Source organism: Mycolicibacterium vaccae NBRC 14118 = CIP 105934 (assembly GCF_001552715.1).
GTDB classification, from domain to species: domain Bacteria; phylum Actinomycetota; class Actinomycetes; order Mycobacteriales; family Mycobacteriaceae; genus Mycobacterium; species Mycobacterium vaccae.
Map to the genome: position 1 here is coordinate 14,236 of NZ_BCRS01000006.1, position 22,951 is coordinate 37,186.

At 67.2% G+C, this 22,951-nt stretch carries 21 protein-coding genes; 8 read left to right on the plus strand and 13 right to left on the minus strand.

Going from position 1 to position 22,951, the window contains the following annotated elements; all coding sequences use genetic code 11:
• Positions 1 to 7: 7 nt before the first annotated feature.
• The gene (locus MVA01S_RS02190; protein ID WP_040539669.1) at positions 8 to 2,434 is read left to right on the plus strand and encodes a CaiB/BaiF CoA-transferase family protein; all 2,427 of its coding nucleotides are present in this window, start codon (positions 8 to 10) and stop codon (positions 2,432 to 2,434) included.
• An 11-nt stretch (positions 2,435 to 2,445) separates the two neighbouring features.
• On the plus strand, positions 2,446 to 3,252 hold the full coding sequence (locus MVA01S_RS02195; protein ID WP_003928184.1) for an SDR family NAD(P)-dependent oxidoreductase: 807 nt from the start codon (positions 2,446 to 2,448) through the stop codon (positions 3,250 to 3,252).
• A 25-nt stretch (positions 3,253 to 3,277) separates the two neighbouring features.
• Here the strand turns inward: MVA01S_RS02195 and MVA01S_RS02200 are convergent, their stop codons facing one another.
• The gene (locus MVA01S_RS02200; protein WP_003928185.1) at positions 3,278 to 4,339 is read right to left on the minus strand and encodes an NAD-dependent epimerase/dehydratase family protein; all 1,062 of its coding nucleotides are present in this window, start codon (positions 4,337 to 4,339) and stop codon (positions 3,278 to 3,280) included.
• A 21-nt stretch (positions 4,340 to 4,360) separates the two neighbouring features.
• Here MVA01S_RS02200 and MVA01S_RS02205 point away from each other — a divergent pair, with 21 nt between their 5' ends.
• Both MVA01S_RS02205 and fadD12 read left to right on the plus strand, forming a co-directional pair.
• Positions 4,361 to 5,197, plus strand: coding sequence for a lysophospholipid acyltransferase family protein (locus MVA01S_RS02205; protein ID WP_040539670.1), 837 nt, complete (start codon positions 4,361 to 4,363; stop codon positions 5,195 to 5,197).
• Positions 5,197 to 6,816: an acyl-CoA ligase FadD12 gene (gene fadD12, locus MVA01S_RS02210; RefSeq protein ID WP_003928187.1), complete on the plus strand. Its 1,620-nt coding sequence runs from the start codon at positions 5,197 to 5,199 to the stop codon at positions 6,814 to 6,816. Before MVA01S_RS02205 ends, fadD12 begins: the two co-directional genes overlap by 1 nt.
• Positions 6,817 to 6,823: 7 nt before the next feature.
• Here the strand turns inward: fadD12 and MVA01S_RS02215 are convergent, their stop codons facing one another.
• From MVA01S_RS02215 to MVA01S_RS02235, 5 genes are all read right to left on the minus strand, one after another.
• Positions 6,824 to 8,254 carry a WS/DGAT/MGAT family O-acyltransferase gene (locus MVA01S_RS02215; protein WP_003928188.1) on the minus strand — a complete coding sequence of 477 codons (1,431 nt, stop codon included), beginning with the start codon at positions 8,252 to 8,254 and terminating at the stop codon, positions 6,824 to 6,826.
• 54 nt (positions 8,255 to 8,308) lie between these two features.
• Positions 8,309 to 9,382, minus strand: coding sequence for a phosphotransferase (locus MVA01S_RS02220; protein WP_003928189.1), 1,074 nt, complete (start codon positions 9,380 to 9,382; stop codon positions 8,309 to 8,311).
• A gap of 5 nt (positions 9,383 to 9,387) precedes the next feature.
• Entirely contained in the window at positions 9,388 to 10,227 is an 840-nt protein-coding gene (locus tag MVA01S_RS02225) for a mycofactocin-coupled SDR family oxidoreductase (protein WP_003928190.1), read from the minus strand.
• Positions 10,228 to 10,279: 52 nt separating this feature from the next.
• Positions 10,280 to 11,491 carry a cytochrome P450 gene (locus MVA01S_RS02230; protein ID WP_003928191.1) on the minus strand — a complete coding sequence of 404 codons (1,212 nt, stop codon included), beginning with the start codon at positions 11,489 to 11,491 and terminating at the stop codon, positions 10,280 to 10,282.
• Positions 11,492 to 11,718: 227 nt separating this feature from the next.
• Entirely contained in the window at positions 11,719 to 12,438 is a 720-nt protein-coding gene (locus tag MVA01S_RS02235; protein ID WP_081528941.1) for a TetR/AcrR family transcriptional regulator, read from the minus strand.
• A gap of 153 nt (positions 12,439 to 12,591) precedes the next feature.
• Between MVA01S_RS02235 and MVA01S_RS02240 the strand changes: the two genes are divergently transcribed.
• Complete coding sequence (locus MVA01S_RS02240) at positions 12,592 to 13,374, plus strand: enoyl-CoA hydratase (RefSeq protein WP_003928193.1); 783 nt, start codon at positions 12,592 to 12,594, stop codon at positions 13,372 to 13,374.
• A 99-nt stretch (positions 13,375 to 13,473) separates the two neighbouring features.
• On the opposite strand, the gene MVA01S_RS02245 is transcribed toward MVA01S_RS02240, so the two are convergent.
• The 7 genes from MVA01S_RS02245 to MVA01S_RS02275 are packed head-to-tail and all read right to left on the minus strand — an operon-like array spanning position 13,474 to position 19,312.
• Positions 13,474 to 14,274: an acyl-CoA dehydrogenase family protein gene (locus tag MVA01S_RS02245; protein WP_003928194.1), complete on the minus strand. Its 801-nt coding sequence runs from the start codon at positions 14,272 to 14,274 to the stop codon at positions 13,474 to 13,476.
• 14 nt (positions 14,275 to 14,288) lie between these two features.
• A complete protein-coding gene (locus MVA01S_RS02250; RefSeq protein WP_003928195.1) occupies positions 14,289 to 15,431 on the minus strand; it encodes an acyl-CoA dehydrogenase family protein in 1,143 nt (380 codons plus the stop codon).
• Positions 15,428 to 15,868: a nuclear transport factor 2 family protein gene (locus MVA01S_RS02255; protein WP_003928196.1), complete on the minus strand. Its 441-nt coding sequence runs from the start codon at positions 15,866 to 15,868 to the stop codon at positions 15,428 to 15,430. Before MVA01S_RS02255 ends, MVA01S_RS02250 begins: the two co-directional genes overlap by 4 nt.
• Positions 15,843 to 17,090 carry a metal-dependent hydrolase family protein gene (locus MVA01S_RS02260; protein WP_003928197.1) on the minus strand — a complete coding sequence of 416 codons (1,248 nt, stop codon included), beginning with the start codon at positions 17,088 to 17,090 and terminating at the stop codon, positions 15,843 to 15,845. Before MVA01S_RS02260 ends, MVA01S_RS02255 begins: the two co-directional genes overlap by 26 nt.
• Positions 17,091 to 17,093: 3 nt before the next feature.
• Positions 17,094 to 17,447 (minus strand): hypothetical protein, encoded by a 354-nt coding sequence (locus tag MVA01S_RS02265; protein WP_003928198.1) that lies wholly within the window; start codon positions 17,445 to 17,447, stop codon positions 17,094 to 17,096.
• Positions 17,440 to 18,774, minus strand: coding sequence for an SRPBCC family protein (locus tag MVA01S_RS02270; RefSeq protein ID WP_003928199.1), 1,335 nt, complete (start codon positions 18,772 to 18,774; stop codon positions 17,440 to 17,442). The genes MVA01S_RS02265 and MVA01S_RS02270 overlap by 8 nt, the downstream gene beginning before the upstream one ends.
• 7 nt (positions 18,775 to 18,781) lie before the next feature.
• The gene (locus tag MVA01S_RS02275) at positions 18,782 to 19,312 is read right to left on the minus strand and encodes a carboxymuconolactone decarboxylase family protein (protein WP_003928200.1); all 531 of its coding nucleotides are present in this window, start codon (positions 19,310 to 19,312) and stop codon (positions 18,782 to 18,784) included.
• A 263-nt stretch (positions 19,313 to 19,575) separates the two neighbouring features.
• Here MVA01S_RS02275 and MVA01S_RS02280 point away from each other — a divergent pair, with 263 nt between their 5' ends.
• The 3 genes from MVA01S_RS02280 (at position 19,576) to MVA01S_RS02290 (ending at position 22,947) form a co-directional block, all read left to right on the plus strand.
• Positions 19,576 to 20,871 (plus strand): amidohydrolase family protein, encoded by a 1,296-nt coding sequence (locus MVA01S_RS02280; protein ID WP_003928201.1) that lies wholly within the window; start codon positions 19,576 to 19,578, stop codon positions 20,869 to 20,871.
• A 112-nt stretch (positions 20,872 to 20,983) separates the two neighbouring features.
• Positions 20,984 to 22,150, plus strand: coding sequence for an acyl-CoA dehydrogenase family protein (locus tag MVA01S_RS02285; protein WP_003928202.1), 1,167 nt, complete (start codon positions 20,984 to 20,986; stop codon positions 22,148 to 22,150).
• A gap of 2 nt (positions 22,151 to 22,152) precedes the next feature.
• Entirely contained in the window at positions 22,153 to 22,947 is a 795-nt protein-coding gene (locus MVA01S_RS02290; RefSeq protein WP_003928203.1) for an SDR family NAD(P)-dependent oxidoreductase, read from the plus strand.
• Positions 22,948 to 22,951 lie beyond the last annotated feature (4 nt).

The following is a 22,951-nucleotide window of genomic DNA, read 5'->3' on the forward strand; positions in this document are numbered from 1 at the left end:
GGGGCCGGTGCCCGCAGTGCCTGACCCACCGCTCTCCGGCTACGTCGTCGTCGACCTGTCCAGTGGGATCGCCGGCGCCTACTGCACGAAACTGCTCGCCGACGGCGGCGCCGAGGTCGTCAAAGTCGAGCCGCCGCAAGGTGATCCGCTGAGGGCGTGGACGGCCTCCGGTGCGGACATCATCGACGGCACCGACGGTGCGCTGTTCTCCTACCTGGCCTGCTCGAAGCACTCGGTGATCGCCGAACCCGGTGTCGACTCCGCGTTCGTCGACGACCTGCTGGCCGCCGCGCACGCGGTCATCTGGTCGCCAGGGCCCGGGGTGGCAGAGGATGCCGCGTTCGGACCGGACGCGATCCGGGACCGGCACCCGCACCTGAGCGTCACCGCGATCACCCCGTTCGGTCTGCACGGTCCGTGGAGTGGCCGTCCGGCGACCGAATTCACCCTGCAGGCATGGTCGGGCGGGATCGTCGGTCTCGGCCGGGGCGCCCCGGACCGGGCGCCGGTGTACGTCGGCGGGCAGGTCGGGGAGTACCTCTCCGGTGCGTACGCCAGCGCGGCCACCCTCGCCTCGCGAATGCGTGGCGGCGGCGAGCTCGTCGACCTGTCGATGCTGGAGTCTGCGATCCTCGGACTCACCTATTACCCGGTGAGCTACTACGAAATGCTCGGCCGGCCGTGGCGGGACGCCCGCCGCCTGACCGTGCCGGGCATCGCCCGGGCCAAGGACGGACTGGTCGACATCGGCTGCGGCACCGCCCAGCAGTGGTTCGACCTGTGCGCGATGACCGGGCACGTGGAGTGGATCGACGAGGACTCGCCGTTGTCGATCACCCAGCAGGCCAACGAGAAGGCCGAGGAGCTCTACGCGTGGGTCGCCGACCAGACCGTCGACGAGATCCGGGACCTGGCCACCGCGTTCCGAATTCCCAACGCGCCGGTCGCCAACGGCGCCAATGTCGAACAACTCGACCATTTCCAGGCGCGCAGCTCGTTCGTGGTGAACCCCCGCGACGGCTTCACCCAGCCCGCGCTTCCGTATCGGATGGCACCGGCCACGCTGCGCCATCCCGAGCCCGCCCCGCGCCTCGGCGAACACACCGAGCACTACCGCACCCTTGCGCGGAATAGCGTTCCTGGTCGCGATTCCAGCCTGGAAGCAGCCCGGAACGCTATTCCGCGGGGGGAGGGGAAGCCGTTCGACGGGCTGCGGGTCGTCGACATGACGACCTTCTGGGCCGGGCCGAGCTGCACCCATCTGCTGGCGATGCTGGGCGCGGACGTGATCCACGTCGAATCCACCCGCCACCCCGACGGCACGCGCCTGATCGCCGGCGTCCCGGTCACCGAGGAGCAGTGGTGGGAGCGGTCGCCCATTTTCTCAGGCCTGAACACCAACAAGCGCGGCATCACCCTGAACCTGCAGAGCGACGCGGGCAGAGAGCTTCTGCTCAAGTTGATCGCGACCAGCGACGTCGTCGTCGAGAACTTCACCCCGCGGGTGCTGGAGAGCATGGGCCTGACCTACGACGCGGTGAAGGCGGCCAAGCCGGACGTGGTCATGGTCCGGATGCCGGGGTTCGGCCTCGACGGGCCATGGCGGGACAACCCGGCGTTCGCGTACGTCATCGAGGCCGCGGCCGGGATCAGCTGGCTCACCGGCTATCCGGACCTCAACCCGTTCGAACCGTATTCGGTGGGCGACCCGAACGCCGGGATCCACGCGCTCAACGCGATCCTGCTGGCGCTGGAGCATCGCCGCCGCACCGGGGAGGGCGTGCTGGTCGAGGCCGCGATGGTCGATGCGGCCCTGAACGTGGCCGCCGAGCAGGTGATCGAATACTCCGCCTACGGCGCACTGCTGCAGCGGGCCGGCAATCGCGGTCCCACGGCCGCACCGCAGAATCTGTACCGCACCAACGAGATCGACGAGTTCGGCCGCCCCGACAGCTGGGTGGCGGTCGCCGTGAGCACCGACGTGCAATGGGACGGGCTGTGCGACGCGCTGGGCCGCCCCGCCTGGACGGACGCCGCCGAACTGGCCACCGCGGCGGGACGGCACGCCCGGCACGACCTGATCGACCGGCATCTGTCGGCCTGGTGTGCCGAGCGCACCGGCGACGAGATCGTCACCGCGCTGTGGGACGGCGGGGTGCCGGTCGCCAAGGTCCTGCAACCGCACCGGCAGACCCAGATACCGCAGCTGGCCGAGCGCGGGTTCTTCGAGCGGGTCGAGCATCCGGTCAATCCGCCGACCCCGCACAGCACGCTGCCGTTCCGCAGCTCACGAGGCCCGGACCGGGTGCACGTCACACCGGCGCCGCTGCTCGGCGAGCACAACCATCAGGTGCTGCGGGAACTCGGGCTCTCCGACGACGACATCGCGGTCCTGGAGGCCGACGGCGTCATCGGCACCGCCTTGGCGCACTGATACCGTCGCCCATGGCCATCGCCCCGTCGGACATTCTGCTCACCGGTCGCGTCGCGGTCGTCACCGGCGGCGGCGCCGGGATCGGCAAGGGAATCGCGCAGGGACTGGCTGCATTCGGTGCGTCGGTGGCGATCTGGGAACGCGACCCTGACAGCTGCGCCGAGGCGGCGGCGTCCGCCGGTGCGCTCGGACTGCCCACCGACGTCCGCGACGGTGCGGCCGTCGAGGCGGCGCTGGAACGCACCGAGCGTGAGCTGGGTACCGTGTCGATCCTGGTCAACAACGCCGGCGGGACGTTCAACTCGCCGCTGCTGGAGACCTCGGAGAACGGCTGGGATGCGTTGTATCGCAGCAACCTTCGGCACGTGCTGCTCTGCACGCAGCGGGTGGCGCGCCGGCTGGTGCAGGTTCGCCGGCCCGGAAGCGTCATCAACATCACCTCGATCGAGGGCGGCCGAGCCGCACCCGGTTACGCCGCCTACGCCGCAGCCAAGGCCGGGGTGGTCAACTACACCAAGACCGCGTCCTTCGAGCTGGCGCCACACCGGATCCGCGTCAACGCTCTGGCGCCGGATCTCACCGTCACCGAAGGCCTGCAGAATCTCGCGTTCGGCGACCTGTCCGAGACGCTGGGCGCCATGGTGCCGATGGGACGCGCCGGCCACGTCGACGAGATGGCCTCGGCGGCAGTGTTCCTCGCCTCGGACATGGCCACCTACATCACCGGCCAGACCCTGCACGTCGACGGCGGCACCGAGGCGGCCGGCGGCTGGTACTTCCACCCGGAGACCGGCGCGCCGACACTCGGTCCCTCCTGAGCATCGGCGGGCCGGACCGGCAAGCCTACGAATCCGGTGCCGGGTCGCCGAACTTGCGTTTGATCGCGCCCCACGGGTCGGCGTACCGGCCGGGCTGCTTCCAGTACGCCGAGCGCCGTTTGAGGACCGCGCGGATGAGTGGCGCGACGATCGGCAGCACGTATTTCGACACCCCGGCGTTACGGCGGGACTCGTCGATCATGTCCTGCCACGAATGGTGTTGGAACTGCAGCGCTTCCTGTGCCCGAGTGGTGTCCATCCAGTCGGTGACGAACCAGGCGTCGTCATCGTCGGGGTCTCCCTTGCGGCCCGGTTCGAGGCCGCCCCTGAGTCCGCGCGCTTCGGCGAGCGCAGGAGTGATGTCTTCGTACAGCAGCCTGTGGGAGTCGTCGCCGGCGATCAGCAGGATCTCCCTCGCGACGTCGGCCGTGGTCGCCGCGGCGAAAGCCCATGCGACATCGCGGACGTCGACACTGTGCATCCGGCCGTCGATGGGCAGCAGGCTCTCGAAGTACAGCGCATCGGCATTGAACGGAATGGCCTTGGGATCCACGCTGAGCACCCCGCCCAGTCGCAGCACCACCCATTCCAGCGAGGACGCCCGCACGATCGCCTCAGCCTCGGCCTTGTGGGCGCTGTACAGATCGGAGTGCTTCACCGGTGTGTCGGCAGTGACGGGATCGGCGGACCTGTACGGGTTGCGCGCGCCGTACACCGCATTACTGGACGCCTGGACGAAACGAGGGGGAGTGGGCTGGGCTTCGGCGACGCCCACCAGCGTGGCAGTCGCGTCGACGTTCACACGCCGCGCCAGCGCGCGATTCTTGTAGATCGCCGGCGGGATGACCGCCGCAAGGTGGATGATCACCTCGGGCGCCACCTCGGCGACGAGGCGCGCGGTCTGTTCGGCGTCGGTGAGATCGGTCCAATGCACCGTCACCCCGGCGGGGAGGCGTTCGGCGGCGGTGCGGTTGGCCGGGGTACCGAGATCGGCGACGACGACCGGGCGGCCGAGTTCGACCAGTCGCCGGACGGTGGCGGAGCCGACGAGGCCGAAGCCGCCGGTGACGAGGACGGCACCGGGCATCACAAGCTCCTAGCTGCGGATATGACATTCTCCGTATTGGAGAGTAGCATAACCGGGATCATGTCCGACGAGCGTGCCGAAACCGCCGAGTGGGACCCCGGATTCACCCGGCAGATCACCAATTGGGTGGGTCCGTTGATCAGACGGTACTTCCGGGCCGAGGTGCGCGGCATCGCTTCGGTACCGGCCGAGGGTGGCGCCCTGGTGGTGTCCAATCACTCCGGCGGAATGCTGACCCCGGACGTCATGGTGTTGGCGCCGGCGTTCTACGAGTACTTCGGATTCGACCGCCCGCTGTACACGCTGGCCCACTACGGCGTGTTGATGGGGCCGCTCGGCGACCTGCTGCGCAAGGCCGGGGTGATCGAGGCCAGCCGGGAGAACGCCGCCGACGCGCTGCGCTCGGGTGCGGTCGTGCTGGTGTTCCCGGGCGGCGACTACGACTCGTACCGGCCGACCATGACCGCGAACAAGGTGGACTTCGCCGGGCGCACCGGGTATGTCCGGACGGCGCTGGAGACCGGCGTCCCGATCGTGCCGGTGGTGTCCATCGGTGCGCAGGAGACCCAGATGTTCCTTGCCCGGGGCGATTCGATCGCCCGCCGGATCGGCCTCACCCGCGCCCGGATGGAGATCCTTCCCGTCAGCGTCGGGTTTCCGTTCGGCCTCTCGGTGATCTTCCCGCCCAATATTCCGCTGCCGTCGAAGATCGTCACCCGGGTGCTCGATCCCATCGACATCACCGAGCGGTTCGGCGACGATCCCGACGTCGACGAGGTCGACCACCACGTGCGGTCGGTGATGCAGACCGCGCTCGACGAACTGGCCCGCAAACGTCGCTTCCCGGTGCTGGGCTGATGGCCGATCAGTTCGGACTGCTGTCCACTCTCTGGCGCGCGCGGCTGATCGCGCCGATGCGCCCGGATCGCTACCTGCGGATGGGCCTGGCCATGCGCCGGGCGGGACTGACCGCCACGGTGGGGTTCGCCGCGGCGGCCCAGCGGTGCCCCGACCGTCCAGGTGTGATCGACGAGATCGGCACGCTGACATGGAAACAGCTCGACGACCGTTGCGACGCGCTCGGCGCGGCACTGCAGGAAAGCAGGCCGGGCACGGTCGCGGTGATGTGCCGCAATCACCGGGGTTTCATCGAGGCGCTCGTCGGGGCCAACCGCATCGGCGCTGACGTGCTGTTGCTCAACACGTCGTTCGCCGGCCCGGCGATGGCCGAGGTCATCGACCGCGAGGGCGCCGATGTGGTGATCTACGATCAGGAGTTCACTGAGACCGTCGACCGCGCGCTGCAGAACCGGCCGGGGGCGCAGCGGATCCTGGGCTGGGTCGACACCGCCGATGCGAGCGCAACGAACGGAGCGGGCTCGGGCACCCCCACTCTGGAGACGCTCATCGACGCGCATCTGGGGCAGCGCCCGCAGCCGGCCGACCGCAAGAGCGACGTCATCCTGCTCACCTCGGGCACCACCGGAACCCCCAAGGGGGCCAAGCGTTCCGCGGGCAGCGGCGGATCGGGCGACCTCAAGGCCGTCCTGGACCGTACGCCGTGGCGCGCTGAGGAACCGATCGTGATCGCCGCCCCGATGTTCCACGCGTGGGGCTTCTCGCAACTGCTGTTCGCCGCGCTGCTGGCGTGTCCCATCGTCACCCGCCGCAAGTTCGACCCCGAGGCGACGCTGGCGTTGATCGACCGGCACCGGGCCACCGGCCTCGCCGTCGTACCGGTGATGTTCGACCGGATCATGGAACTTCCCGACGAGGTCCGAAAACGCTACAGCGGCAGGTCTTTACGCTTTGCCACCGCGTCCGGCTCGCGGATGCGGCCCGACATCGTCACTGCGTTCATGGACGAGTTCGGCGATGTCATCTACAACAACTACAACGCCACTGAGGCCGGGATGATCGCCACCGCGACACCGGAGGATCTGCGCGCGGCGCCTGACACCGCGGGCCGGCCCGCCGACGGCACCGAACTGCGAATCCTCGACGCCGACCACCGCGTCCTGCCCGCCGGTGAGGTCGGGCAGATCTTCGTCCGCAGTTCCACGCTGTTCGACGGGTACACCTCCGGTGCCACCAAGGACTTCCACGACGGCTTCATGGCGTCGGGGGACATGGGTTACCTCGACGAGGCGGGGCAGTTGTTCGTCGTCGGACGCGACGACGAGATGATCGTCTCCGGCGGCGAGAACGTCTACCCCATCGAGGTCGAGAAGACGCTCGTCGCCCACCCCGCGGTGGCCGAGGCGGCTGTGCTCGGCGTCGAGGACGAGCAGTACGGTCAGCGACTGGCGGCGTTCGTCGTCCCGGCGGCCGGCCACACCGTCACCGTGGACGATCTCAAGCAGCACGTGCGCGAGAACCTCGCGAACTACAAGGTGCCCCGCGACATCTCGATCATGGACGAGCTTCCGCGCAGCAGCACCGGCAAGATCCTGCGCAACGAGTTGCGCGGCCGCTGAGTCGGGGTCAGCCGCCGACCGGCGCCATCGCCGAGTCGACGTGACCGGCGGGCGGCAGGCCGCACGCCCGGCGTAGTACGTCGAAGGCGTGTACGACCGCATCGGTGGCCTCATGCGGGTCGTCGAATGTGCGGTCGTCGGACAACACCGCGATGTCGAGCTGGTCGACGTAGCTCCATACGGTCATGTTGAACGCGCTGCCCGCGGAAAGCACACCGACCGAATAGATTTCGCTCACCGGCGCCCCGCCGATGTGCCCGCGTTGTCTCGGCCCCGGCACATTGGAGATCGCGACGTTCATCAGCCGGTTGTGGTCGGCCCGCTTGGCCTGCGCCCGGAACAGCGCCGGAGCCAGCGGCGGCGGCAGGTACTCCAGCATCCGGCCCTGCAGCGTCGGGCCCAGCAGATCGTTGTTCTCCTTGGCGCGGGTGGTGGCCAGCGAGGTGAGCCGGACCCGCTCCAGCGGGTCGTCGATGTGCACCGGCAGCGACACCATCATCCCGCCGATCTCGTTGCCGGTGACGCGGTCGGGGGACTTGTCGGTGCTCACCGGCACCGTCGCCATGATCGGACGGTCGGCCCGCCCGTCATAACGCAGCAGCAGCTCCCGCAGACCGCCCGCGGCCACGGCGAGCACCACGTCGTTGAACGTCACGCCCAGGTGCCGGGTCGTCTCCTTGACCTCGGCCAGCGACAGCGTCGCGGTCGCGAACGTCCGGACCGGGGAGACGACGTGGTTGAGGAAGGTGGGCGGCGCGTTGAACGGCTTGGCCAGATCCGGCACGGCTCGACGCTGCTTGTCGCGGCGACGCAGCCGGACGGCCCCGCGGGCCGCGTCGGCGACGAGACCGGGAAGTCCCGCGATGTTGCGCACGTGGTCGAGCTGAGCGGCACGCAGCAGCTCCCGATTCGAGGGCGCCTCGCACGACGTCGGCTGTTCGTCGCGCTCGTCCTGCTCGGTGCCGGCCAGATCCATCAGCCGGGCAAGCAGATTCGCCGAGGCGACCCCGTCGGCGAGTGTGTGGTGCACCTTGCCGATGAGTGCGAAGCGGTCGTCGGCCATGCCCTCGGCGAAATGGAACTCCCAGAGCGGCTTGCTGCGATCCAGTGGGGTGCTGGCGATCTCCCCGATGACGCGGTCGAGTTCGCGCCGCCGGCCGGGTGCGGGCACCGGCACACGGCGCAGGTGATAGTCCAGGTCGACCGGGCAGTCCTCCAGCCACATCGGATGATGCAGCCGCCACGGGATGTCGACCAGCCGGAAGCGCAGCGGGTCGAGCAGGTGCAGCCGCCGCGCGACGGTACGCCAGAACGCGTCGAAGCCGAAGTCCCCGGCATAGTCGGACGCGTCGATCACCGCGACCTTGAGGGTGTGGGTGTGCAGGTTCGGCGTTTCGCTGTACAGCAGCATGGCGTCCATGCCGTTGAGCCGCCTCATGGACGGATATGCAACCATCCGCGTTTCATGATCACGGTGGTTTCGCCGAATGTGTCAGCCGCACACGGTGTCGAGTGCGTCCCCGGTCTGCAGATCGACGAACGCCGCGGCGTAGCGCTGCGCGAAGGCCAGGCAGATGTCGGCGCGCTGCCAGGCGTCACCGCCGGACAGCGTGGCCATCCAGATGGCCAGACCGTGCGCGACCGACGCCCGGTACCGCACCCAGATGTCCTCTGCTGAGGGCAGTTCCTCGGCAGGTAGCCGCAGCGCGCCGCGGTACTCGTCGAGTAGATCTCGTTCGGCCGCCCGCCGGTCCTCGATGGTCAGCGCCCCTTGCAGGAAGTATCCGAGGTCCAGTGAGAAGCTGCCTCTGCGCACCATCTGCCAGTCCAGGAATCCGACGGTCTCGTCGGGCAGCACATAGGTGTTGCCGATATGCGGATCCCCGTGGAGCAGAGTCGGTGCCGAGGCCGTCAGCGTACCGATGTAGCGCGCCCAGATGTCGACGAACAGTTCGGTGCCGCTGAGAGCGACGACCTCGGCCGGCGCGGTGTCGCCGAGCCGCTCGTGGGCAATGTGCAGCGGGGCGTACTCCAGGCCCTGGAACGCGACGAACGGCTCCACCCAACTCAGCGCGCGGTGGCCGGTGAGCCGCTCACCCCAGTACTCGCTGTGCAGTCGGGCCAGCCCGCGCACACCGGCGGCGGCCTGTTCCACGGTCATCGGACGGGTGGAGTCGCGCGGGTCGGCGCCTCGTGCCGCGACATCTTCCATGATCATCAGGAAGTCGCGGCGCTGTTCGTCGATCACCGCGAGGTAGACCTGCGGATGATCGAGAGGCAACGCCACCCCGGAGGCGAACAGTCTCGGCTCGTGGTAGAGCCCGCTGGTCAGCTCCACCAGGGCGGCGTGCTCGGGATCGACCGCCTTGGCGAAGACCGTCGCAGGGCCCGAGCCCGCCGAATACTCCAGCGCCAACCGGGCGCGGCGGTTGGTGCCGTCGTCCCGCAGCGCCACCCGCACCTCGCTGACCTCGGCGCCCGGAAAGCGTTGTGAGAGCGCCGACGTCATCCAGTCCGGGGTGATCGCGTCCCATCCCTGCGGGATCGACAGTTCCCGTGTGTCCACTCCCGCTACTTCAGGCAGCTGCCGCCATCGACCGGCAGCGTGACGCCGGTGATGTAGCGCGCCTCGTCGGAAGCCAGGAACAGCACCGCGTTGGCAATGTCCTCGGGCTCCACCCATCCGATGGGCAGGGTGTGCATGAACTGCGCGACGACTTTCATGTCCTCGGCTGTCGGGTTCTCCAGGTCCGGGCGGAACAGCTTCATCGTGCCCTCGTTCATGTACAGCGGAGTGTTCACGTTCGTCGGGTGCACGGAGTTGACCCGGATGTTCTGTGCGCCGAGTTCGACGGCGAACGTCCGCATCAGGCCGACCACGCCGTGTTTGGCGGCGATGTAGTGGCCGGTGTGCGGGTAGGCCTTCAGCCCACCGACCGAGCTGGTCAGGATGATCGACCCTCCGTTGCCACCGGCGAGGATATGCGGGACACCGGCTTTCACCGTCTTCCACACCCCGCTCAGGTTGACGTCGATCATCGCGGTCCAGTCGGCCTCGCTGGTCTTGTCCAGGGTCTGGCCGCCGTTGCCGATGCCGGCGTTGGCGATGATGATGTCGAGCCGGCCGAACTCCTCGACGCCGGCGTCGACGGCGGCTTTGAGCGCGTCGTAGTCACGGACGTCGACCTCGGCGGTGTGGATGCGCCCACCGGCGTTCTTGACCAGGTCGGCGGTCTCGGCCAGGTCCTCGGGGGTGGATGCGGCGATTTTGTCGACCGTTTCGATCTTCTTGCAGATGTCGACGGCGATGATGTCGGCGCCCTCCTGGGCTAGCCGCACGGCATGCGCGCGTCCCTGCCCGCGCGCCGCGCCGGTGATGAAAGCGACCTTGCCTTCTACACGTCCTGCCATGTCTGTTCAGTCCTTCTCGGTGGTGGGGTGTTGGGGTTTGTAGACGACGGTTTCAGGAGACGAAGGTGGGCATCGATTCCCAGCCGCGCACCGCGGTGGTGTGCGACGGCCGGGCATTGGCCCAGTCGACCTCCCAGGTCGGGAAGCGCTTCAGGATCTCCTCCAGCGCGATGCGGCCCTCGAGCCGCGCGAGTGCGTTGCCCATGCAGAAATGCGTGCCCGCGCCGAATGTCATGTGCGACCGCAGCTCCCGATGGATGTCGAAGACGTCACCGTTGGGCGGGAAGCGCCGGTGGTCCCGGTTCGCGGCGCCGACGAGCATCAGCATCGCCGACCCCTCGGGCACGACCTGACCGTAATACTCGACGTCGCGGGTCACGTAGCGGGCGATCTGCAGGGCCGGCGGCTCCCAGCGCAGGATCTCTTCGACGGCCTGGGGGATCAGCGTCGGGTCGGCCACCAGCTGGGCTCGTTGATCCGGGTAATCGGCGAGTGTCTTTCCCGCCCAACCGATCAGACGTGTCGTGGTCTCGCTGCCCGCCGTCGAGATGACCGTCAGGTACATCAGCAGCTCGTCGCGGTGCAGTTTTCGTCGGGTTCCGGTCTCGTCCTCGAACTCGGCGTTGAGAAGGTCGGTCATGATGTCGTCGGACGGATGCTTGGCGCGGTAGTCGATGAACTCGGCGAACACCTCGCCGGTCGCCATCATGTCGACCGAGTCGCTCTGCAGGGTGGCCTCACCGTGGTCGGTCACCCGGCGCTGATCCTCCTCGGGGATGCCCAGCAGCATGCCGATGACGCGCATCGGCATCTGTTCCCCGAGGTCGTTGACGAAGTCGAACGTGTCCGAACCGGTCAGCGGATCCAGGCAGCGGGCCGTGAACTCCCGGATCTGCGGTTCCAGCGCCAGCACCTTGCGGGGGGTGAACACCCGGGACAGCAGATTGCGGTGGATGTTGTGGATCGGCGGATCTTCGAAGATCAGTGTGCCCGGCGGGATCTCCATGCCGGACTTGATGATCTCCAGCAGCGCCCCGCGACCGGAGATGAAGGTCTCGTGGTTGATGACGCCCTTGTTGACGTCGTCGAAGCGGCTCAGCGCGTAGAAGTCGTGCGTGGCGTTGTAGTACAGCGGTGCCTCTTCGCGGAGCCGGGCGAACACCGCGTAGGGGTCCATGTTGAGTTCGACGCTGTACGGGTCGTAGTACAACTCCTCCCCGGTCTGGGCGTCCTGCACATCGGAGTTGTCAGCGCTGATCGTCACCGTGTCCCTCTCGCCGATAAAGTCAGTAAGACATCGGGCTGCAATTTGTCTCACAACTTTGGCATCGCGGACACGCGAGTGTCAATGGCGAACTCGCTGAACGCAAGTAGTCCTCTCTACAGAGAAGAACTACGCTCTCGTGAACCAGTCAGCGTCAAGATGGGTGCGACGAACAGAGCTGCGGGCAGCAGGAAGTGAGCGTGAGCCGACCGGAGGGCGGTTCGGGTCTAGAGGGCGGCGAACCCGTGGGCGCAGAAATCCCAGACCTCGTCTGCGGTGAGCGGGTTGGCGGCGTTCTCATCGACCTCGCCGCTGGACTGGGCCACGAACATCACGGTCTGCATGGTCATCGCGGCCATCCGCTTCGGGTTGATCCCGGCGCGGAGCTCTCCGGCGGCGCTGGCATCTTCCATCAGCTCGGTGAGCAACGCGAGCAGGGGGGCGTGTGCGATCTTGACCTCGGACGGGTGCGACACGAGCAACCGTGGCGCGAAATCGGTGAACAGCGGACGCTGGGCCGCGGGGTCGGGCCGCGAGGACTCGAACAGCAACTGGACGGCGACCTTGAGGCGCTCCATCGGGTCCTCGTGGCCGGCGGTCGCGGCGCGGATCTGGTCGGCCGACCGGCTCAACGCGTCCTCGAACAGGGCCAGAAGGAGCTCGTGTTTACCGTCGAACTGCAGATAGAAGCTGCGCAGCGACTGGCGGGAGCGGTCGACGACTTCCTGCACGGTGAAGTCGGTGCTGCCCTTCTCGATGATGATCGCCTGAGCGGCGTCGAGGAACCGCTGCACCCGCTGGGCGGCGCGCAGCTTGGCGGTCTTGATCGACCGTTCGACGGCGCGCTGCTTCCATGCAGGCTCTTCGCTGGGGCTCGTCACCGGAGGCTCAGATGCAGGTCGAGTGGGAAAAGCATGCACTGACTGTACCGGAGAACGCCTTGGCATAGCGGTCCTCGACCCTCCCTCGGCGCCCGTGCCCGAGATTGTAACTTTCTCACCACGAGAATAGTATTCTCGTTCCGGGGATAACAGAAGTCCCAGTTCTTCGAACCCGGATACCCCGGAATTTCTTCCGCTCCCGCAACCCGGAGGAGTCTCGTGTACATCGACTACGACGTCAGTGACCGGATCGCGACGATCACGCTGAACCGCCCCGAGGCGGCCAACGCGCAGAATCCGGAGCTGCTCGACGAGCTCGACGCGGCGTGGACGCGGGCGGCCGAGGACAACGACGTGTCGGTCATCGTGTTGCGGGCGAACGGCAAGCACTTCTCCGCCGGGCACGATCTGCGCGGCGGAGGTCCTGTGCCGGACAAGATCACGCTGGAGTTCATCATCCAGCACGAAGCCAAGCGCTATCTCGAATACACGCTGCGCTGGCGCAACGTGCCCAAGCCGTCCATCGCCGCGGTCCAGGGCCGGTGCATCTCGGGTGGGCTGCTGCTGTGCTGGCCGTGCGATCTCATCGTCGCCGCCGACGACGCACAGTTCTCCGACCCGGTCGTGTTGATGGGCATCGGAGGCGTCGAATACCACGGCCACACCTGGGAACTGGGGCCGCGGAAGGCCAAGGAGATCCTGTTCACCGGCCGCGCGATGACCGCCGACGAGGTGGCGGCCACCGGGATGGTCAACCGCGTGGTGCCGCGCGACCAACTCGACACCGAGACCAGGGCGCTGGCCGAACAGATCGCCAAGATGCCGCCCTTCGCGCTGCGGCAGGCCAAGCGGGCGGTCAACCAGACGTTGGACGTGCAGGGCTTCTACGCGGCGATCCAGTCGGTCTTCGACGTGCACCAGACCGGGCACGGCAACGCGCTCAGCGTCGGTGGCTGGCCGGTGCTGGTGAACCTCGAAGAGATGAAAGCCAACATCAAGTAGTCCGGTCCCGGTCCCCCCACGCACCCCCGGCGAGCGTGCGTGTCGGCGGCCGACACACCGGTGGCAGGGCGAAGTTCACGCACGCTCGCGGCAGGAAACCTACAGGTGCGCCAGTCGCGGAGCCGAGCCGCGGGCGCGTAGCCCGGCGCCCGCTCTGCGCGTGAGTTCCCTGGAGCTGCCGAGCAATCCGTCGAGCACCAGGGCGCGCTTCACGTGCAACTGCAGATCGTGCTCCTCGGTGAAGCCGATACCGCCGAGCACCTGCTGGCAGTTCCTGGCCGCCGTCAACGCGGCCTTGCCCGCCGCGGCCTTGGCCAGCAACGCGGTCAGGTCAGGATTGTCGACCCCCGGCAGGCTCAGCGTCGCCTCGGCGCCTTCGATGGCCACCAGGGTCTCGGCCAACCGGTGCCGGACGGCCTGGAACGACGCGATCGGCTTGCCGAACTGCACACGGTCCAGCGCGTGCCGGCGGGCCAGGTTCAGCATCGCCCTGGCCGAGCCGACCAGCCACCAGCCGACAGCCACCCGGGCCTCGGCCAGCCGGATCGGATAACCCTCCTCCTCCCGGCGCAGCGGCAGCCCGCCGAGGGTGGGATCGACGCTCTGCGGGCTGATCCGGTCCCACACGACCCAGGCGTTGCCGGCGTACGGCAGCGGAAGCTCGACGGTGTCGCCGATCGTGTTGCCGGTGGCGTGCAGTACCACGTCGACCAGAACCGAAGCGTGTGAACCGGTTTCGCCCAGCAGTCGGAACACCAGCGGCACGGCCGACTCGGCCGCGTCCGACAGCATCTCGGCCCAGCCCATCTCGGTCAGCGCAGCGTCGAGGTCCGGGCCGGACACCGCGAGCATCGTCTTGCGAAGGGACGCCTCGAGCATGTCCAGTGCGGCGTCGTCCATCTGGGGGGCCATCGTCACTCCTTACCGAGATCCAACAGGCGGCGGGCGATGATGTTGCGCTGCACCTCGGCGGTGCCGCCGTAGATCGTCGCCGCGCGGGAGTACAGGTACTCGGTGCGCCACTCGGTGTCGTCCAGTTCGACGGCGCCGGGCAGCAGATCACGTGCGGTGTCGTAGAGCCGCTGTTCCGCGCCGGCCAGCAGAACCTTGTCGATGGACGTGTCCGGGCCGAGCTTGTTCCCGTCGGCCAGCCGGTGCTGAGTGGCGCGGGAGCGGCACCGCAGCGTGTGCAGCGCCAGATACGCCTCACCCATGTCCTGGTCCACCGCCTGACCCTGGCGCTTCACCGCGTCCACCAGCGTGTCGAACCGCGAGTACAAATAGGCGATGCGCTGCCAGAAACACGTGGAGCGTTCATAGGGCAGCAGATCCATCGCCAGCTGCCAGCCGTCACCGGGTCGGCCGAGCATGCGGCCGGCGTCCACTTCCACGTCGTCGAAGTACACCTCGCAGAACTCGTCGACGTCGTGCATGGTGCGCAGCGGGCGCACGGTGATGCCCGGCGTGTCGACGTCGACGAAGAACGCGGAGATGGCCTGGTGGTTCGGGGTGTCCGCGTCACCGGTGCGGGCGAGCAGGATGCACCGGTGGCTGTACTGGGCGAAACTCGTCCACACCTTCTGTCCGTTGATGACGTAGGTGCTGCCCCCGGAATCAGGCTTCAGCACGGCGCGGGTGGTCAGCGACGCCAGGTCGCTGCCGGAGCCGGGCTCGGAAAAGCCCTGGCACCACTGCTCTTCGCCGCTGAGGAGTTTGGGTACCATCTCGGCGGCCAGTTCGGCGGGGGCGTAGTCGATCATCGTCGGCGCCAGCACCTCGAGCATCGAGTACGGCCCCGGCTCGGCCAGTCGTCGGCCCACCACCTCTTCGCCGACGACGGCCCGCAGCAGGGCAGGACCGCCGAGACCGCCGGCGTGCTCGGGCCAGCCGTACCGGCTCCACCCGGCGTCGTACAGCGCACGCTGCACCCGGGCGAACTGGCGCATGTGGCCCTGCAGGGAATGGTCGTCGGGCGGGGTCAGGTCGTGCGCGTCGAGCCAGGCCTGCAACTGCGACCGGAACTCGGTGACGCTGGTGGTGTCGGCGGAAACGGTCATCCGGCTTCCGGCCTCCCGATCGCGTGCGGGCGCCCGGAGTCGTGCTCCCCGGAACGCCGGATGAACGTCATCGCACGGGTTTTCAGCCGCCAGCCGTCCTCGGTGCGGACATAGGAGTCGCGGTAGTAGCCGATGCGCATGTCGTGCTGGGAATGCTCGATGAAGCACAGCGGCTGGGTGCCCGTCGCGGAGTCGAGGCTGCCGTCGTCGAACTCCACCAGGGCCGTCCCGGTCATGAACAGGCCTTTGGGTGCGGCGTCGACGAGCACCGGGAACCGGTTCAGGGTGTAGGTCTCGCCGAATGCGCTGTACGTGCCGTCAGGAGTGAAAACACTGACCAGCCCGTCGATGTCGCCCTGGGTAATGGTGACGGCGTACTTGGCGAGCAGCTGCTGGATCTCGAGCAGATCCTCAGTTCGTATCGGTTGCGTGCTCATTCTTGTAGACCTTACCGCCCTTCATTACAAAAGTGACATTCTTTGTAACGCTGATGTCTGCCAGTGGATCACCGGGCACCGCGATGATGTCGGCGAGGTAGCCGTTGGCGATGCGGCCCAGGGAGTCCTGCCGGTTGATCAGCTCGGCGGCCACAACGGTCGCAGCCCGCAGCACCGCCGCCGGCGGCAGGCCCCAGTCGACGAGCGTGACGAGTTCGTCGGCGTTCTTGCCGTGCGGAATCGCCGGTGCGTCGGTGCCGACGGCGATCTTCGCGCCCGCCTCGTAGGCGGCCTTGATCGACGTCCGCGCCTTGGGGAACATCTCGGCGGCCTTGGCCTGCAACTCTGGCGGAGCCTTCGAGACGTCCATGTACTCGGCCAGCCGCCGGGTGCTCACCAGAAACCGGTCGTTGTCGACCAGCATCTTGATGGCCTCGTCGTCCATCAGGAAGCCGTGCTCGATGCAGTCGATACCGCAGTCGATCGCATGCTTGACGGCCTCGGCGCCGTGGGTGTGGGCGGCGACCCGCAGCCCACGCCGGTGCGCCTCGTCGACGATGACGCGCAGCTCCTCATCCGAATAGTGTTGCGCGCCGGCCTCTCCGGTCAGCGACATCACGCCGCCGGAACAGCACACCTTGATCAGCTGGGCGCCGTGCTTGATCTGGTAGCGCACCGCCTTGCGGATCTCGTCGACCCCGTTGGCGATGCCCTCCTCAATGGTCAGCTCGAGCACGCCGGGCATGAAGGCCGCGAACATGGTCGGGTCCAGGTGACCGCCCGTCGGCGTGATCGCGTGCCCGGCCGGTATCACCCGCGGGCCGTCGATCAGGCCGGCGTCGATCGCCCTGCTGAGTGCGACGTCGAGCAGATATCCACCCGTCTTGACGAACAGTCCGAGGTTGCGCACGGTGGTGAACCCCGCGCGCAGGGTGCGGCGGGCGTTGCCCACCGCGCGCAGCACCCGGGTCGGGGGGTCGTCCTGCACCTGGGACAGGCCCGGGGTCTCCCCGCGCCCGCCCATCAGAAGATTGACCTCCATGTCCATCAGGCCGGGCAGCAGGATCGCATCGCCGAGGTCGATGACGTCGGCGTCGGGCGGGGGACTGTCGGCTCCGCCGACGGCGACAATCCGGTCACCCTCAATCGTGACGACGCCGGGGCGGATGATCTCCCCGGCGTCGACGTCGAGCAAACCCGCGGCTTTGAGGATCAGCGCCACGAGTTAAACCACCGGCTCCCTGATGATCTCGACCCAGGCCGCGCCGCTGTCGAGCACGCGCGGCTGCTTCCACACCTCGACGGGGAATGAGACCATCACGACCGACTGCATCAGGTGCATGAGCCGCTTGGCGTCATCGGGCATGCCGTTCAGCGGGAACCGGGCGTCGAGGTAGACCATCACGTCCTCCAGGCGCGTCATCCCGACGTCGTAGAGATCCTGCATCTCCTCCATCGTGGAGGCCAACCGTTTCGCATAGCGCTCCGGCTCGGTCGCCAGGATCCAGTCGGCGAACCGCTCCAGATCGGCGAACTCCTCCGGCAGCAGCCGTTCGGTGGCCCCGTTGTGCTCAGACATGCGCCCCCTCCTTCTGGTTCTCGACGGCCGATCCGTTGGTGGCGGCCTTGGCCGCCTGCTCCAGTTTGTACTTGTCGACGTACTTGTGGGCGGTGTGGTGCAGGTGACGCAGCAGGATCTCCTGGTCGCACAGCGGGAACTCGGTCACCGCGCGGGTGCCGATCTGAGTCTGGGTGGCTTCCAGGGTGTTCGCGTCCTGCAGTGCGTACTCCTTGAACGTCACCGCGGCCAGCTCCTGGGAGAGGCGCTGCCGGGTGTTCTTCGGCGGCACGAAGTACAGATTGGCTTCGAAGATGTGGGTGTCCACACCGGTGGGCCAGTAGTTGTAGGTCAGGTACCAGCCCGGAACCCACAGCAGCAGCGTGAAGTTCGGGAAAAACTCGAAAGAGTCCTGGCCCCAGGTCTTCTGCCGGGCCGGGTTCACGGCCGGCGGCAGCTCGTCGGGCAGGATGCCCTTGATGTCGGGACGGTCCCACGGGCCGAACAGGCCGCTGTGCAGAATGCGCTCGATCGGCTTGACCATGTTGAGGTCCTTGGGCGGGCTCATGCCGCCCCAGGACGAGATCATCGAGTGCTGGTCCTTGATGTCGTAGTGCAGCGCCTCGAACCCGATCTTCGCGAGCTTGGCGGCTTCTTCGGCCGTCGCCTGCTTCATGTGCAGGATCGGTGCGTGGTAGAACTCCACGAACGCGTCGATGAACAGCTTCCAGTTGGCCTTGATCTCAGAGCGGTAGCTGTACACCTCGGTCATCTCGTGGAACGGATAACCCTTGAGGCCCTGCCCGAATTCGCCGAGGTAGTCCTCCAGCGGCTCGGCGTCGTCATCGAAGTTGACGAAGATGAAGCCTTCCCAAACCTCGCACCGCACGGGCTTGAGCGGGTAGTCGGCCTTGTCGACGTCGAAGAACTCGTCCTCCTGCTGGATGAACGTCAGATCGCCGTTCAGCGCGTAGCGCCAGGCGTGGTACTTGCAGGTGAACTGGCGGCACGACCCCGAAACCTCCTCGCCCGGATAGTCGTTCCAGACCAGCTTGTTGCCGCGGTGCCGGCACAGGTTGTAGAACGCGCGGACGACGCCGTCTTTGTCCTTGTTGATGATGATCGACGTGCCGGGGCCGACCGACGGCATCTCCCGGGTGAAGTAGCTACCAGCCTTGGGGAGTCTTTCCACCCGCCCGACGTGCAGCCACAGCTTGCGGAAGATGGCTTGCTGCTCCAGTTTCCACTGCTCGGGATCGATCGAGTCGGTGTAGTCGACCGGCGCGGTGCCTAGCTCCGGCCAGTTCTCTGTCCAGCTGCCGGCGGACGGCTTCGGGAAATGTGCCATGGAATTGTTACCTCTCCTGGTCGGGTTGTACGCCAAAGGTGTTGATGGCCATGGCCAAAGAGCCATAGCAGCCGATCGTGAAGACGAGGTCCATCAGCTGACGCTCGTCAAGGTGTGCCGACAGTGCGGTCCACGTGGCTTCGGAGACGACGGCATCGTGGTGCAGTTCGTCGACGGCGGTGAGCGCGGCGCGATCGAAATCGTCGACGGCTTCTCCGCGTTCGATGCCCGCGATCACCTCGTCGGACAGTCCGGCCTCGCGCCCCATGACCACGTGATGGCGCCACTCGTACTCGCAGTTGGTGAGGCAGGCGACGCGCAGGACGACGAGCTCCCGCAAACGCTCGGGCAGTGTCGCGCCGTAGAGCAGGTAGAAGTTGTAGCGCAGGAACGACCGGGCGAGCTTGGGGTGGCGCAACAGCGTGCCGACCAGGTTGCCCGCCGAATCCGGAGCGCGCAGCGTCGCCGGAATGATGCCGGCAAGGGCCTCCTCGGCGACATCGTCCCACTGGTCGGCGGGCAGCGGGGACACTCGCACCGGCAGACTCCTCTCGCGCATGAGAATCAGGTTCTCATAATTCGACAGTAGATTTCCACTTTTGCCGTACGGCGTCAACGATCGAGGTCGGAACCGCTGGTCGGCAGGGCCGCAGGCGGACGGCGGGGTCGCCGCCTGCCAGCGCCGATGTGGCCTCGGGACGTTGATTCTCGCTGACGGAGAAGCTAGTTTCCTTGGAAGGAGAACAAAAGGCCGAGACCGTATGTCCGCGGGCGGGAGCCCCGGACGGAAGGAGCGCCGTCGTGCACAAAGACGACATGATTCTGATCAGCGTGGACGATCACATCGTTGAGCCGCCGGATATGTTCAAGAATCATCTGCCGAAGAAGTATCTGGACGAGGCGCCCCGGTTGGTGCACAACCCGGACGGTTCGGACACCTGGCAGTTCCGTGACGTGGTGATCCCCAACGTCGCGCTCAACGCGGTGGCGGGTCGCCCCAAGGAGGAGTACGGCCTGGAGCCCCAGGGTCTGGACGAGATCCGGCCCGGGTGCTGGAAGGTCGACGAGCGGGTCAAGGACATGAACGCCGGCGGCATCCTCGGTTCGATGTGCTTTCCGTCGTTCCCGGGTTTTGCGGGACGGTTGTTCGCGACGGAGGATCCCGACTTCTCGTTGGCGCTGGTACAGGCTTACAACGACTGGCATGTCGAGGAGTGGTGCGGGGCCTATCCGGCGCGGTTCATTCCGATGACGTTGCCGGTGATCTGGGACCCGCAGGCGTGTGCGGACGAGATTCGGCGCAACGCCGCGCGCGGGGTGCACTCGCTGACCTTCTCGGAGAACCCGTCGGCGATGGGTTATCCGAGTTTCCATGATTTCGAGCATTGGAAGCCGATGTGGGATGCGTTGGTCGACACCGACACGGTCCTCAACGTGCACATCGGGTCCTCGGGCCGGCTGGCGATCACCGCACCGGATGCGCCGATGGACGTGATGATCACGCTGCAGCCGATGAACATCGTGCAGGCCGCGGCGGATCTGTTGTGGTCGCGCCCGATCAAGGAGTACCCGGATCTGAAGATCGCCCTGTCTGAGGGCGGCACCGGGTGGATCCCGTACTTCCTCGAGCGCGTCGATCGCACCTATGAGATGCACTCGACGTGGACCGGACAGGACTTCAAGGGCAAGCTGCCCAGCGAGGTGTTCCGGGAGCACTTCCTGACCTGTTTCATCGCCGACCCGGTCGGGGTGGCCACCCGGCATCAGATCGGGGTCGACAACATCTGCTGGGAAGCCGACTACCCGCACAGCGATTCGATGTGGCCCGGGGCCCCCGAGCAGCTTGACGAGGTGCTCAAGGCCAACAATGTGCCCGACGACGAGATCAACAAGATGACCTTCGAGAACGCGATGCGCTGGTATCACTGGGACCCGTTCACCCACATCGCCAAGGAGCAGGCCACCGTCGGTGCGCTGCGCAAGGCCGCCGAAGGTCACGACGTCTCCATCCAGGCGCTGTCGAACAAAGAGAAGACGGGTGCCACGTTCGCCGACTTTGCCGCTCGCGCCAAGGAGATGAGCGGCAACACCGACTGAGCGAAAACCCTTCCGCCGAAATTGCATTCCACGCGGGAAAAGCCGGGCATCGGCCGCGTGGAATGCAGGTTCGGCGACCACGGATCGAGGAGAGACAGCTATGCCAGGTGGTATGAGCTTCGAGCTGACCGAAGACCAGGAACTCATCCGCAAATCGGTGGCGGAACTGGCGGGCAAGTTCGACGACCACTACTGGATGGAGAAGGACCAGGCCCACGAGTTCCCCCAGGAGTTCTACGACGCCATCGCCAAAGGCGGCTGGCTCGGCATGACCATCCCCGAGGAGTACGGCGGCCACGGCTTGGGCATCACCGAGGCCACCCTGCTCCTGGAAGAGGTGTCGCGCTCGGGCGCGGCGATGAACGGCGCCAGCGCCATCCACCTGTCGATCTTCGGCATGCAGCCCGTGGTCAAGCACGGCTCCGACGAACTCAAGGCCCGCACGCTGCCCAGGATCGTCAACGGCGGCCTGCACGTGTGCTTCGGGGTCACCGAACCCGGTGCGGGACTGGACACCTCGCGCATCACCACGACGGCCAAGCGCGAGGGTGACCACTACCGGGTCAACGGCCGCAAGGTCTGGATCTCCAAGGCCCTGGAATCCGAGAAGATCCTGCTGCTGACCCGTACCACGCCGTACGACCAGGTCACCAAGAAGACCGACGGCATGACGCTGTTCCTGACCGATCTGGACCGCGACCACGTCGACATCCGGCCGATCAACAAGATGGGCCGCAACGCGGTGAGCTCCAACGAGCTCTTCATCGACGACCTGATGGTGCCCGTCGAGGACCGGGTGGGCGAGGAGGGGCACGGTTTCCGGTACATCCTCGATGGCCTCAACCCGGAACGCATGCTGATCGCGGCCGAAGCGCTGGGCATCGGTCGGGTCGCGCTGGAGAAGGCCGTCAAGTACGGCAACGAACGCGTGGTGTTCAACCGTCCCATCGGCATGAACCAGGGCCTGCAGTTCCCGCTGGCGGACTCGCTGGCCCGCCTCGACGCGGCGGAACTGGTGCTGCGCAAAGCCACCTGGCTCTACGACAACGGCAAACCCTGTGGGCGGGAGGCCAATACGGCCAAGTACCTGTGCGCCGACGCCGGCTTCGGCGCCGCCGACCGGGCACTGCAACTGCACGGCGGAATGGGCTACTCCGAGGAGTACCACGTGTCGCGCTACTTCCGGGAGTCACGGCTGATGAAGATCGCCCCGGTGAGCCAGGAGATGATCCTCAACTTCCTCGGCGAGCACGTGCTCGGACTGCCCAGGAGCTACTGACGGTGACCGAATCCTCCTCTCAGGTCGCTGCGCTCAAGCCCCGGCGGTACTTCGATCTGACCGGTCGCTCGGCACTGGTGACCGGAGCCGCAGGCGGCATCGGGTCGGCCGTCGCGGCAGCACTGGCCGAGGCCGGCGCCGCGGTCCTGGTGACCGACCTCGACAAGGGCGCGGCCGCTGCGGTGGCCGAACGCATCTCGGCTACCGGCGGCCGGGCCGAAGCCGCTGCGCTGGACGTGTCCGACCGCGACTCCGCCGACGCGGCCGCCGCACAAGCCGCAGCGCTGACCGACGGAGCCCTGCACATCGTCGTCAACAACGCGGGAGTCACCAAGCCCGCGATGTTCGAGAAGACCACGCAGGAGTCGTTCCGGCTGCTGTTCGACATCCATGTGATGGGTGCGTTCAACGTCACGCAGTCCACGCTGCCGTACATCCCGACCGACGGCACGGGCCGGATCGTGAACGTGACTTCGGCGGCCGGGCTGACCGGCACCCTCGGCCAGGTCAACTACTCGGCGGCCAAGGCAGGCATCATCGGCTTCACCAAATCTCTTGCCCGCGAACTGGCGACCAAGGGCATCACCGTCAACGCGCTGGCTCCGCTCGCGGCGACGCCGATGACCGAAACCATCCGCAGCAACGAGAAGTTCGCGGCCAACATGATGAACCGCATCCCGATGAAGCGGTGGGCCGAACCTTCGGAGATCGCCGGCGCCTTCGTCTTCATGGCCTCCGATGCGGCGTCCTACGTCACCGGGCAGGTGCTGCCGGTCGACGGCGGCATGGTTATGTGAACGC

Coding starts and splice junctions, on each gene's coding strand:
- MVA01S_RS02250 (WP_003928195.1), bottom strand. CDS start 15,431: ATGACCGTTTCCGCCGACACCACCAGCGTCACCGAGTTCCGGTCGCAG.
- MVA01S_RS02235 (WP_081528941.1), bottom strand. CDS start 12,438: ATGCCAAGGCGTTCTCCGGTACAGTCAGTGCATGCTTTTCCCACTCGA.
- MVA01S_RS02200 (WP_003928185.1), bottom strand. CDS start 4,339: ATGCCCGGTGCCGTCCTCGTCACCGGCGGCTTCGGCCTCGTCGGCTCC.
- fadD12 (WP_003928187.1), top strand. CDS start 5,197: ATGGCCGATCAGTTCGGACTGCTGTCCACTCTCTGGCGCGCGCGGCTG.
- MVA01S_RS02270 (WP_003928199.1), bottom strand. CDS start 18,774: ATGGCACATTTCCCGAAGCCGTCCGCCGGCAGCTGGACAGAGAACTGG.
- MVA01S_RS02205 (WP_040539670.1), top strand. CDS start 4,361: ATGACATTCTCCGTATTGGAGAGTAGCATAACCGGGATCATGTCCGAC.
- MVA01S_RS02195 (WP_003928184.1), top strand. CDS start 2,446: ATGGCCATCGCCCCGTCGGACATTCTGCTCACCGGTCGCGTCGCGGTC.
- MVA01S_RS02215 (WP_003928188.1), bottom strand. CDS start 8,254: ATGAGGCGGCTCAACGGCATGGACGCCATGCTGCTGTACAGCGAAACG.
- MVA01S_RS02225 (WP_003928190.1), bottom strand. CDS start 10,227: ATGGCAGGACGTGTAGAAGGCAAGGTCGCTTTCATCACCGGCGCGGCG.
- MVA01S_RS02255 (WP_003928196.1), bottom strand. CDS start 15,868: ATGAGCACGCAACCGATACGAACTGAGGATCTGCTCGAGATCCAGCAG.
- MVA01S_RS02285 (WP_003928202.1), top strand. CDS start 20,984: ATGAGCTTCGAGCTGACCGAAGACCAGGAACTCATCCGCAAATCGGTG.
- MVA01S_RS02265 (WP_003928198.1), bottom strand. CDS start 17,447: ATGTCTGAGCACAACGGGGCCACCGAACGGCTGCTGCCGGAGGAGTTC.
- MVA01S_RS02245 (WP_003928194.1), bottom strand. CDS start 14,274: ATGGACGACGCCGCACTGGACATGCTCGAGGCGTCCCTTCGCAAGACG.